General features: G+C 66.5%; 12 protein-coding genes and 1 pseudogene. 11 read left to right on the top strand and 2 right to left on the bottom strand.

What is annotated here, in order from left to right:
* The 5 genes from ACTWQJ_RS35470 to ACTWQJ_RS35450 all read left to right on the top strand — a co-directional run.
* The coding region (locus ACTWQJ_RS35470; RefSeq protein WP_443310575.1) for a DUF5624 domain-containing protein at positions 1 to 943 on the top strand (943 nt) is incomplete at its 5' end.
* Between the two features lie 61 nt (positions 944 to 1,004).
* Positions 1,005 to 1,865 carry an alpha/beta fold hydrolase gene (locus ACTWQJ_RS35465; RefSeq protein ID WP_443310574.1) on the top strand — a complete coding sequence of 287 codons (861 nt, stop codon included), beginning with the start codon at positions 1,005 to 1,007 and terminating at the stop codon, positions 1,863 to 1,865.
* Positions 1,866 to 2,556: 691 nt separating this feature from the next.
* The gene (locus ACTWQJ_RS35460; protein ID WP_443310573.1) at positions 2,557 to 2,973 is read left to right on the top strand and encodes a Rid family hydrolase; all 417 of its coding nucleotides are present in this window, start codon (positions 2,557 to 2,559) and stop codon (positions 2,971 to 2,973) included.
* Complete coding sequence (locus tag ACTWQJ_RS35455) at positions 2,963 to 3,667, top strand: helix-turn-helix transcriptional regulator (protein WP_443310572.1); 705 nt, start codon at positions 2,963 to 2,965, stop codon at positions 3,665 to 3,667. The genes ACTWQJ_RS35460 and ACTWQJ_RS35455 overlap by 11 nt, the downstream gene beginning before the upstream one ends.
* Entirely contained in the window at positions 3,664 to 4,632 is a 969-nt protein-coding gene (locus tag ACTWQJ_RS35450; RefSeq protein WP_443310571.1) for a threo-3-hydroxy-L-aspartate ammonia-lyase, read from the top strand. Before ACTWQJ_RS35455 ends, ACTWQJ_RS35450 begins: the two co-directional genes overlap by 4 nt.
* Positions 4,633 to 4,791: 159 nt before the next feature.
* Here ACTWQJ_RS35450 and ACTWQJ_RS35445 read toward each other — a convergent pair whose 3' ends face one another.
* Complete coding sequence (locus ACTWQJ_RS35445) at positions 4,792 to 5,244, bottom strand: hypothetical protein (protein WP_443310570.1); 453 nt, start codon at positions 5,242 to 5,244, stop codon at positions 4,792 to 4,794.
* A gap of 167 nt (positions 5,245 to 5,411) precedes the next feature.
* Between ACTWQJ_RS35445 and ACTWQJ_RS35440 the strand changes: the two genes are divergently transcribed.
* The 4 genes and pseudogenes from ACTWQJ_RS35440 (at position 5,412) to ACTWQJ_RS35425 (ending at position 8,562) form a co-directional block, all read left to right on the top strand.
* Positions 5,412 to 5,849 (top strand): TniQ family protein, encoded by a 438-nt coding sequence (locus tag ACTWQJ_RS35440; protein ID WP_443310569.1) that lies wholly within the window; start codon positions 5,412 to 5,414, stop codon positions 5,847 to 5,849.
* Positions 5,850 to 6,047: 198 nt separating this feature from the next.
* Positions 6,048 to 6,497: a hypothetical protein gene (locus tag ACTWQJ_RS35435; RefSeq protein ID WP_443310568.1), complete on the top strand. Its 450-nt coding sequence runs from the start codon at positions 6,048 to 6,050 to the stop codon at positions 6,495 to 6,497.
* Positions 6,498 to 7,101: 604 nt separating this feature from the next.
* Positions 7,102 to 7,224 (top strand): annotated as a pseudogene (locus ACTWQJ_RS35430) (pyridine nucleotide-disulfide oxidoreductase); the annotation flags it as partial.
* An 882-nt stretch (positions 7,225 to 8,106) separates the two neighbouring features.
* Positions 8,107 to 8,562 carry a hypothetical protein gene (locus ACTWQJ_RS35425; RefSeq protein WP_443310567.1) on the top strand — a complete coding sequence of 152 codons (456 nt, stop codon included), beginning with the start codon at positions 8,107 to 8,109 and terminating at the stop codon, positions 8,560 to 8,562.
* Positions 8,563 to 8,818: 256 nt separating this feature from the next.
* On the opposite strand, the gene ACTWQJ_RS35420 is transcribed toward ACTWQJ_RS35425, so the two are convergent.
* Positions 8,819 to 9,115 carry a helix-turn-helix domain-containing protein gene (locus ACTWQJ_RS35420; RefSeq protein ID WP_232107813.1) on the bottom strand — a complete coding sequence of 99 codons (297 nt, stop codon included), beginning with the start codon at positions 9,113 to 9,115 and terminating at the stop codon, positions 8,819 to 8,821.
* A gap of 111 nt (positions 9,116 to 9,226) precedes the next feature.
* On the opposite strand from ACTWQJ_RS35420, the gene ACTWQJ_RS35415 reads away from it, so the two are divergent.
* Complete coding sequence (locus ACTWQJ_RS35415; RefSeq protein ID WP_443310566.1) at positions 9,227 to 10,150, top strand: hypothetical protein; 924 nt, start codon at positions 9,227 to 9,229, stop codon at positions 10,148 to 10,150.
* The coding region (locus ACTWQJ_RS35410; protein ID WP_443310565.1) for a hypothetical protein at positions 10,147 to 11,398 on the top strand (1,252 nt) is incomplete at its 3' end. The genes ACTWQJ_RS35415 and ACTWQJ_RS35410, both read left to right, overlap by 4 nt.

Below are 11,398 nucleotides of genomic sequence, written 5' to 3'. Positions count from 1 at the left end.
CCACCTCGGCCCCGCCGTCGCCACCCTCGTACAGCTACGGGAGAAGTACGCGGATCCCGGCTGGCGCAGCGAGACAGAGCGGCTGCTGACCGAGGTGCGGCGCAGCCGCGAGGCCAACAGTGCCGAACTGTGGCGCGACACCATCGCCGTCGAGACCTACCGCGGCCGCGAGCAGGCCATCGCCGACATGGCCGACTACACCTTCGCCGTCACCGACCGCTTCCTCAGCGCGGCCCTGGAGGACGAAACCCGCCTCAACGCCACCGCCCTGCGCACCGACTACCTGGAAAAGGGCACGGCCGAGGGGCACGGAACCGTCAACCACATGATGATCGCCACGTTCTTCCTCACCGGACTGGACATCTCCCGTCGCATCATCCACTGGTTCCGCGAGCAGGAGATCGACTGGAGCCGGGCCATGGTCGTCATCGCCGGCAAGCAGGGTCGCCCCACCGCCGGTGTCACCTGGAACACCTCCAGCGTCGCCACCATGCTCCTGGGCGCGTCCGGCTACCAGCTCCCCCTCGAACGCCTCTACATGGCGCCCCACGCCCCCACCTTCACCACCCCGCTGGACGGAGACCTGTCGAAGGTGGCAGCCCTGGAGCAGCCCCTGCGCCAGATCTGGTCCAACACCCGCGCCACCGTCGAACTGGGCGACCTGATGTTCCCCAGACTGCCCCGCTACGCCCCCGGCCGCCTCGCCGTCCCCGACATCTCCGACCCGTCCGTCACCGAGATCAGCGAGATGCCCGTCATCCACGGGCCCGACGACTGGCGCGCCATGACCACCCGCCTGCGGATGGTCATGGAGGACCCGCGCCAGCTGCTGTCCGGTTCCGTGACGGACTACGCCGTCAGCCAGCTCGTCGCCGCCGACAACAACCCGGCCAAGGTGACCGTGCCCGGCCTGGACAACGTCACCTACCCGACCGGACTGTGACCACCCCCAGCGGGAGGTGCCACACCCGGCACCTCCCGCCCGACGCCAGGAGCACGCCACCATGCCTCCGCTCAGCTTCGACCAGGCCCGTCACCTCGACGTAGAGGGAGGCAGGATCGCCTTCTACGAGACCGGTGCGGGCAGCCGGCCCATCGTCTGGGTGCACGGCCTGCCCCTGGACTCCCGCTCCTGGGCCGCCCAGCAGGAGTTCTTCGACCCCCACGCCCGCAACGTCTTCCTCGACCTGCGCGGCTACGGAGCCTCCGACAAACTGCCCCCCGACGTGGACAGCATCACCGCCCTGTACACCGCCGACCTCGCGGCCCTCATCACTCACCTCCGCCTGGACCGACCCACCGTGGTCGGCTTCGCCTCGGCAGGGCACGTCGCACTGCGATTCGCCGCCCAGCACCCTGACCTGCTCGGCAGGCTTGCCGTCCTCAACGGCTCCCCTAAGTTCCGCCGCGGCGACGACTGGCCCCACGGCTTCGACGACGCCGCCATCGCCCACTTCACCGACGCCGCACGCGAGGGCGGCATCGAGGGCATCACCGACGCCGTGCTCGATCCCGGCCTGGTCTTCGCCGACGTCGACGCCGCACGGGCCGCGCAACTCGGCTCCTGGTTCCGCGAGATGAGCTACAACGCGGGAGTCGAGACCCTGCTCGGCTTCTTCGACAACATCTCACTCGACGACGACCGCCACCTGCTGACCGCCATCACCGTTCCCACGCTGCTGATGAGCAGCACCAGAGGCCAGGAAGTCCCCTCCGGAGTCTCCCTCTACCTGCGCCAGACCATCCCCCAGGCCCGCCTGGCCGAGCTCCCCGGCGCCGATCACTTCGCCTTCGCCACCCGCCCCGAGCTCGTCAACGCCCTGCTGTACTCCTTCATCAACGACTGGCCCGCCTCCGGTGACTGATCCTCCCGCCGGACATGGCCAGGCCTGGCCAGGAGGGCCAGGCAGGAACCGCTGCCCGACTCGGCTCGTGGCGGCACTGGTATCTGCCGTGTCGGCGTCCGCCGCACGCACAGGGGCGACGACCCTCGCTTCCGTCCGCTGTCCACCTTTTCAGAGGTGGCCGGTATCCCTCGTGGCCGGTCGGCGGGTGGACGGTGGGCCACAGCCGGAAGCGAGGGTCGTCGCGGACGGAATGTCCGCGGTCTTCGCCTCTACCGGTTCCACGCCCGGCGCGAGCAGTTGGGACCAAGCGGTGTGGCGCGCTCCCCCTTGTGCACCGACGATCCGCGCCGCCTAGCCCGGCGGCGCCCGGATCTACATCATCCTGGTTCCCTGGCCGGATCCCGCCTTGGAGCTCGCGCTGAAGCTTCGAGCGGTGTGGACGACGCGTCGGTCTGCGGAGCCGACGTGTCATTGCCCTCGCACGCAGTCGTCAACATCGGTCGCCGGAGCCGACGGCCGACATGGCCGTCTGCAGGTCTGTCACCCGCACCGGCGGCCTGCACTGCTCGGATTCACCGTGCCAGCACCTTTCTCGTGACCGGCCGGGCACCGTCCACGGCGGAGATCACCGACGACACGGGACTTGGAATTTCTGTCCAATACCTTAGACTCCTGGTACAGAATCCGAGTCGTCCCCTGAGGAGGATGGATGGCGGGCAATCAACCGGACGTCGACCACGCCGTGCTGCAGCCGGTCGACGAACACCCCTACTCGGTGGCGTTCCGCAGCGGTGATCTGGTCGCCGTGTCCGGACGCCTCGGGGTGAGCGAACCCGGCGTTCTGGTGTCGGGCGGGTTCGAGGCTGAATGCGCACAGGCGTTCGCGAACTTGGACGAAGCCCTGAGGTCGGCTGGCGCTGTCCGCGCCGATGTGATCAAGGTAGTGGCCTATCTGACCGACGTCGCCGACCGCGCCCGACTCAACGCCGCGTACGAACGGTTCTTCACCTCGCCGCGCCCCGCCCGGAGTTGCGTCGGAGTGGCGGCACTGCCGTACGGCGGCTGCATCGAGATCGAGGCTCTTGCTCGGGTACCTGTGGCATCTGGGGCAATCGGTGTCGGCTAAGGAGCAGGACGCCATCATCGCGGCGCTGACCCCCGTCATCGACGGCATCGTCAGGACGCTGGGGTCCTTCTGTGAAGTGGTCGTCCACGACTTCCGCCGGCCGGAGAGGTCTGTCGTCGCCATCGCGGGCACGGTCACCGGACGTACGGTCGGCGGATCGATGAGCGAGATCGGCATGGGAATTCTCGCGCGTGGCGACGAGGCGACCGACGAGCTGAATTACATCACCCGCACCCAGGACGGGAAGCTGGTCAAGTCGTCGACCATGGTTCTGCGCGATTCCGCAGGCACGGTGTTCGGGGCGCTGTGCGTCAACGTCGACATCACCGCGGTGAACCAGACGCACACCCTGATCGGGGAACTCGTCGGCGTCACCGGTTCCGCCGCGGTCCCGACGACCACGTTCGACAACGACATCGGCTCCGTGGTGGACGCGATCGTCGACGCTCACCAACTGCGGCAGAACAAGAAGTGGTCCGAACTCAGCCGCAGTGAACGCCTGGAGCTGTTCCGCAGCCTCGACGACCGAGGTGTCTTCGCCGTGCGCGGCGCAGCTCAGCAAGTCGCGGAACGACTCGGCATCTCACGGGCCTCCGCCTACAACTACCTCGCTAAGGCCAGAACCGGGCCGGGCGCCCACGGCCCGGACGGCAGCGCGGCGGCTGGCACCGACCAGGATGGAGCACAGGCATGACCGACACCCCGCACGTCACCCTGGAGAACGTCCGCGACGCCGCGGTGCGGATCAAAGGCGTCGCCCACCGCACCCCCGTGCTGCGCTCGCGCACCCTGGACGGCCTGGTCGGCGCGGAAGTCTTCGTCAAATGCGAGAACTTCCAGCGCATCGGAGCGTTCAAGTTTCGCGGGGCGTACAACGCCGCTTCGCAGCTGTCCGCCGAGCAGCTGGCGAAGGGAATCGCCGCCTACTCCTCCGGTAACCACGCGCAGGCCGTCGCCCTCGCTGCCCGGGAGCTCGGCACCAGCGCCGTGATCCTCATGCCGGAGGACACACCGCACTCCAAGATGGCAGCGACAGCCGGCTACGGAGCGGAGATCGTCACCTACGACCGCTACACCGGCGACCGGGTCGCGATCGGGGAAGCGCTCGCCGCCGACCGCGGTCTGACGCTCGTGCCTCCGTACGAGCACCCGCACGTCATCGCTGGACAAGGCACGGCCGCCCTCGAGCTGATCGAGGAGGTCGGCGACCTTGACGCCCTGATTGTGCCCGTCGGAGGCGGTGGCCTGATCGCCGGCAGCGCCACGGCCGCCAAGGGACTTCTGCCCGGAGTGAAGGTGATCGGCGTCGAGCCGGAAGGCGGCGACGACACCAAGCAGTCCCTGGAAGCCGGCCGGCGCGTCTCCATACCCGTGCCCCGCACCATCGCCGACGGTCAGGCCGCGGACATTCCCGGGGAGCTCACCTTCTCCCTCAACCAGCGGCTCGTGGACGGCATCGCCCTGATCAGCGACGACCAGATCCGTGATGCGATGCGGTTCGCCTTCGAGCGCATGAAGATCGTCGTCGAACCCAGCGGAGCGAGTGCCCTGGCCGCCCTGCTGGCCCACCGGATTGACCGCGTTCCGCGCAGGATCGGCGTCATCATCTCCGGCGGCAACATCAGTGCCAAGCGGTTCACCGAGATTCTCCATGGCTGAATGTATGGGTCGATCGGCCGCCGGGACGGGCTTCGGTATCGGCCCCGTAGCCACATCGACAAGGCCGGGTATGCCAAGGCGCAAGACAGAATCGCGAATTTCTTATAGCCCGGCGTTCGTTTGTTGTGGATTCGCTGGACGAGAGCTGGGCGCGGCTGGTCACTCGAGCGAGATCTCTCCGTCCGGCAGCCACCCGTCCCAGTAGCCGTCCATGAAGTCGAGCAGTTCAGCGGGCTCGACCAGCGCTCGGGCCGACCGCAACTCGGCCGTCGTCCACCAGCGGGCTTCTGGGGCGAGCGCAAAGCGGACGGACGGCGGGCAGCTTTCCGCTGCAGGGCGCACCACGACGATGTACTGAACGCCTTCCGGTGCGTCCCTGCGGGAGAGCCGGCCGATGAGAGGCGAAATACGAAGCGCGGGGAGGCGAACGACACGACGCAGATGACGGGTTGCCGCGCGGCGGCTGGTCTCACCGAGGCGCATGGGGACTGTCAGTAGCGTCCAACGGATTTCGCGGTCGGGCACAGACGGGATCAGGAGGAGTCGGCGGTTCGGGGAATCGATGACGACGGGACGTACTACGTCGTGGCCATCCGAGTGGGCGTCGTTCATGCCTCATCGCTTCCGCGATGCTATTCGAATAACACCCTCAAGCATTCCGATGGGTGACGCGCGGGAGACCAGGACCCCATAAACGAGGACGTTTCTTGGTCACCCACATCGGTGATCCGCTCACAAGCCACGGTTCGGCAGAGTGCCCCTGTCACAGGATTCGCATCGTGAGTACTGCGAAGAAAACGGCGCAGAAGCGTCGCCCACCGCGCCGCATCCTGACTGAGCCAGTGGTTCAGCCGATTCCCGGGGAGTCACTGACCAGCTGGATCGGTGCACTCGCCCAGCAACAGGATTTCGAGATGAAGCCGCTCCTTCGGGAACTTCATCTCGACAGGCTCGGCGGGCTTTCTGCGGCCGAAATGCGGTTGTCCGATCCGGTGGTTCGGCGGATGGAGAAGCTGACCGGGATCGACGCCGAGCGCCTGCACGCGATGACGCTGGCACGCTATGCCGGCAACGCGGTACCGCATCTGCCGCTGTTCTCGTCTGACGGTGTGGCGGTTCAGCAATGGCACAAGAGGGTGTGGTTCCACCGTTCGCAGGCACGCTGGTGCTCGAAGTGTCTACGGGACAACGACGGTCCGCGCTGGCTCCTGCCCTAGAAACTTCCGTGGTCCTTCGCGTGCGTGGACCACGCTGTGTATCTGGTGACCGAATGCCAGGCCTGCTGGGACACCGTCCATTTTCGGCACGACGCCCCACCTGAGCGAACCTGCGAGAACTGGACCGACGAGGGTGAATGGGCTTACGACCTTGGAGAACCATGCAGCTTCCCGCTGACTATGTGCCAGCCTGTGCCGGTGAGTGACGACTCCGTGCTGGCCTTGCAGGCGCGAGTCAACGCATGGCTCGATGGGATGCCCACGCATGAGGACAGGCAGCTCGTGGCGCTTGCGGCCGTGCTGATCCCGCTCCTGTCTCCGTCGATGGTGCGGCGCGGTGATCCCCTCCTGCGATATGCGGTGCGCTCCCCCAGGGGCACCTCCCAACGGCAGAGGAAAGGCAGAAGGCCTTGGACTGACTCACTTCGGGTGGCGGCCGCCGTGTATGCCGCGGACCAGCTTCTGCACCGCGGGTATTCCGCCGGCGAGGTCGCTGACTGGATTGCCGACCTTCGGCTCCTCGACCACCGGCGTACGCCATGGCGCATGGACGTGGCTGAGTGGGCGTACGGGCCTTCGCTCCGGCCCAATCCCTTCGTTGAGCCGCTGGTGCACCGCGGGCTGATCATTCTCGGCGGCTGGCTCTGACCACGACTCGAGTTTCAGATCAGCGAAGCGGCAAGAGTAGGGGGAAGCAGCCTGCTCGTACGGTGGCCGCATGGGTCGGGTGATGCCGGTGGGAATGCGACGGCGGTGTTCTACTCGTCAATTGTGCTGCTCGCGGATCGTCGCGTCGGTCACCCAGCTGTCCGGCCGTGGTTGCGGCCGCGGCAAGGGCTGTCCGATCGACGGGCAGTGACACCGGACAGGCCCTGGCAGATTGAGGGGGGCGCTATCCTTGTGCGAACGGCTATACCTCCAGCCAAGCCGCCTGATCGGGTTCCAGCAGCCCGTCCTCGATGGCACCACTGGCCAGCAGGATCGCCGTGTGGTCCGGGAGCCGGTATGCCTCGGTCGAGGTTGACGACGCAGACGAAACCGGGTTCACGGCGGAAAGCGATGACTCCGGTGGGGGTGTCGAGCCAGGTCATCGTGCCGAGTCGGCACTGAACCGCTCCGGGATCGGTGGAGGCTCCGGACTGTCCCGAGTTGGGTGGAGTCGAGTTGCTTGGTTTCACGCTACCGGTGGGGTGCGGAGTTCGTACTCCACCGGGCTGAGCATGCCCAGCGCAGAGTGCCTGCGCTGTCGGTTGTGGAAGAAGCACGCCTGCACCTGCTCGGTTACGGCGACTGGACCGGACCCGCCTCTGCCACCCTGAACGCCGTCAGTCGCCCGGCTCGCGAGGCGGCCCGCGACGTCACCGAACGGCGCTGAAATTCGAGCACCGGGCCTCCGCAGACGGCACTTACCAGAACAGCGCAGATAGATTGCAGCGCCTGTGCGGCACAACACACGCCATGAGGAGTGGCGTTGCCTGTTTCTCCGGGTCCTCTTGTCCCCGCTGGGCTACCTGTCCTCCCCTATGCCCTGTACGCAGGCTCACGCCAGATGGACTGCCCCCGCATATCCGCCCTCAGGCCGTCGGCTCGCGCGGCGAGCTTGTATGACAGATACCCGACTGCCTGCCGGGATCGTTACCTCCTCCTCGGCTTCCCCGCACACAGGCTGGCCACCCCGACAGGTGCGGTAGGCCTGTCCTCGTCGCCTACAGCCTTGGGTAGACATCCACGCTCATCCCGGAGATGCGGGTGCCGTGGCCTCCCTTTCTACCCAATCTCTGCCCCACAAGGCGCTCAGACCTCTGGATGCTCACAGGTAGCCGACAAAGGTCACCTACCTGTTCCGCTGCGGCAGTGACCGTCCCACTTACCTTTCCGACCTATCACTCGGCCCTCCACCGCGCATATCCGCAGCAAAGAAACACCAACATCACCCCCAGCCCCCTTCCTTTCGGGCAAGCCGCGACATAGGCAGGGACAAGACAACTACCTTGCCGGATTACCCTCATAGGACAACCCTTCCACATTCAAGAGGAAGGGACGGAAGGTAAGCCTGGCCATAGACACAGGTAACACTCGCGGGAAATTAGCACAGGACTCAAACCAACCATAGCGGTAAGTGACACAGGGGAAGATTCCATCCTTTTCGAGCACTCTCGAACCCAAGTGGCAAAGGTAATTGATCACGTCGTCAGTTCGGGTGAAGTACCCCTTGCGGAGTCGGCTCCAGATGCCTTGTCATAGGTACGGTTCACCAATGATTGAGAGCCTTGACTGGCATGAATTTGCCAGCGAGCCGGACGCCTACATCGTGAAGCTCGAAGCGAGAGAGGAGGAGCTGCAGAAAGACCTCTACAAAGTGCGGCAGGAGCTGCGCCTACTACGTCAGCTCCAGAAGCACAAGGACGTTGCGGAGGATTGGAAGAGGAACGGCATCCCTGACCAGCGACAGCCGACGTCCGGCGAGGACGAGGAGAACGAGATGGAGGCCCCCAACGGGCACGGCCAGACCCGCAAGGACCGCATCCGCGACCTCATGCGCCAGGATCCTCAGCGCTTCTGGAAGGCGGGCTCCATGGCAGCAGCTCTGGGCGTGCCCACCAAATCGAAGAGCGTGCGGGTCACGATGGACGAACTGGTACGCGCCGAGGAACTCGTGAAGCACCCGGGTTCGAATTATCAGTACGCGGCCGGTGCCCGACAGACTGTATAGAACCGACCTCTAGCACCACCTTTGCAGCATGAGGAAGGCCGCCACATGGAATCTCTTCCACGTGGCGGCCCACAGCGACGAACCTCCCGAGAACTTTCCACAGAGCCGGATCAGTTCGTGCCACGCTGTATTTTACGGACGGCCTCGCGCCTCCGGTAGCGCGTTGCGAAATATGGTCCTGCCCTTCGCTCGAAGGGATGACCACTTCGTGTTCAGCTTCGAACAATCCTTCTTTCGGCCTCAACGACCTCCGTCGTCACACTTCTCGCCCCGGCCACAGATCCACTCCCAGCGCCTTTTCCAGATTGGCGATGGTGAGCAGGTCGGGCCAGGCCTCACCAGCCAGCGCCTTGGCAATCGTGTAGCGGGCGACTCCGCTGCGCCTGGACAGCTCAGCGGCCGACCAGCCCTTCTCGGCGATCGCCGCATGGAGCCTGGCAGCCAGCGCTTGGGCGACACGCGCCCCGTGATGCTCCTCCATGACGGCCTCAGGCCACGCGCCGCTGACGCAGTACGCGCGCGGCGGCAGTCGACGGGCATCTCCTTGGGGCATGAGGTGAAGTCTGACCCATCCGGTCCTCCCCGGTCGCGCGGGACTGCTGCCGCAGATACATGTTATTCGAATAGCACCCCTCCCGCCGGGGTGCTGGTGTGGCGGCATGTGATGAGTCAGCGCATTGATTCCTATCGTCCGGCCGGCTCCCCCGCGGGGTGGAGCCGCGTCGGCGACGAAGTGCGCCGTGTCGTCCGCCAGGCCGACCCGCAGTTGCCCTACAAGGCGCGTGAACTGCTTTCTGCACTGTCCCAGTTGGCACTCTTCTGCAACGGCGAGGGTCTGCCTGGGAAGGCCGAGGTGTGGCTCTCCCGGGAAGTGATCGAGCGGTTCATTGCCGTCGGCTGCCCCAACGTGAGAGAGAGCACCCGCGGCAACTACCGGAGCAGGCTCCTACGGCTCAGTGAAGTCGTCCTGGGCGGCGCATGCCGGACCGGAAGGCCCGCCAAGCTGTCGGCCTCCGTTCCCAACGCCCCTTACACCCGCACTGAACTCGCAGACCTGTGGGGCTGGGTCAGTGGGCAGCCCACCGAGGAGCTCCGCTGGGGATGCAAGACCCTCATGGCCCTCGGGCTCGGCGCCGGCCTCGACTCACCAGAGGTCATCCCGGTCCGCGTCCACGACGTCCGCAGAGCCTCAGGCGGTGGCGGCCCGGTCATCGTGACGACTCGCGGTCCCCGGAAACGGGAGATCCTCTGCCGCCGTCCCTGGGAAGGCGTTCTGGCCGCCGCTGCCGACCGCCTCGACGCCACGGGCGCCGCCCAATACCTGTTCCGCCCCAACTGCTACAGCCGCGGCACCAACACTGTCACGAACTTCCTGGCCCGTACCCAGCTCAGCCCGAACGTCCCTCGCCTGGTCATGGGCCGGCTCAGGTCCACGTGGCTGGTCGAACTCTTCGAAGAGCGGCTTCCCATCACCGTCATCGTGGCGGCCGCCGGCGTGGACACCCTCCACGGCCTCTCCCGCATCCTTCCGTTCCTCAGCGCCGTCCCCGCCGACGAAGCGGCCCGCCTGCTGCGAGGCGACCGATGACGAGTGTCCGCGGACTTCCCAGCGAGCGCCACGAGCGCCTGACGGAGATGCGCGCGGGGCGCAGATCCATTGCCGACGCCGATGTCGAAGCGGCGATCGAAGAAGTGGACAACAGCGAACTCGTCCCGCTGCTTGAGGAGTTCGTCCACCTCCCGCGCGGCCGACGCCGCACACTGCACCTCAGAAGCCTTCTGATCGGCCTTCACCTGTGCACCCAGGACACCGTCGGCAAGATCGTGCTCGAACGGGTCACAGACATTCTGTACTTCCGCATCAGCCCGCGGCTGCGCGAGCTGCTGGGGATCGTCGAGTACCCCGACCACGACCAGGGGTTCGAGGCTGCCTACGCCGTCGTCCGCCGACTCTTCCACGCGATGAAGGACGCCATGAACCCGTCTCCGCTGCCGTCCAACGGGCACCTCTCACGCCAGGACGCCGATGATCTGCGGGCGGCAGCGGACGTCGACGATTTGGCGGAGCGCGAGCGTCGGCTGGCCCGGTTCACAGAGTTCCTGCTGGACGCCTCCGTACGGCCTCTCCACGGCCTCCTGACGGAGCTGGCGGAAGTCTCCCTGGGTGTGGACGCCACGCCTGTCCGTACGTTCTCCCGTGGCCGCCGCACTAACGGGCCGGAACTCGCCACCGACCCCGACGCCGGCTGGTACGTACGTGAAGGCGACCACCGGGACCCCGACGCCCCGGTCGCCGCCTCCATGCACCCGCCTCCACTGCCCACCAAGAAGGGCAAGGCCAAGGATTCCGAGGGCAAGAAGAAGACCTCGCTCAAAAAGAAGTATCTCTACGGCTACGACGCCCACCTCATCGTGACCCGCGACGCCGAGCACGACGCCGTACTCCTCGACGACGGCACCCCCAACCCCGAAGTCCTCCCGGCCCTCGTCCTCGGCGTCTGCCTCGACAAGCCCGGTCACCGCCCCGCGTACAACGGCCTGAAGATCCTCAACCGACTCCGGGAGCGTGGATACAAACCCGGCTACCTTGCCGGTGACCGCGCCTACAACAACTCCGAGCCCGACGAGTGGCAGCTTCCCGTCCGGGCCATGGGCTTCAAGCCCGTCTACGACTACCGCGCGGACCAGCTCGGCAAGCAGGCCGGAACGCACGGCGCGATCCTCGTCGAGGGCCGCTGGTACTGCCCGTCCATGCCCGAGCCCCTCATCAACGCCACCATCGACCTGCACGCCGAGCGCATCGACCGGGAGACGTGGGTCCGGCTGATCGCCGCTC

It is taken from the genome of Streptomyces sp. KR55, assembly GCF_052245645.1.
In the GTDB taxonomy this organism is placed as follows: domain Bacteria; phylum Actinomycetota; class Actinomycetes; order Streptomycetales; family Streptomycetaceae; genus Streptomyces; species Streptomyces flavusporus.
The sequence above is the reverse complement of the archived record's forward strand: the minus strand, read 5'-3'. Positions and strand labels throughout refer to the sequence as shown.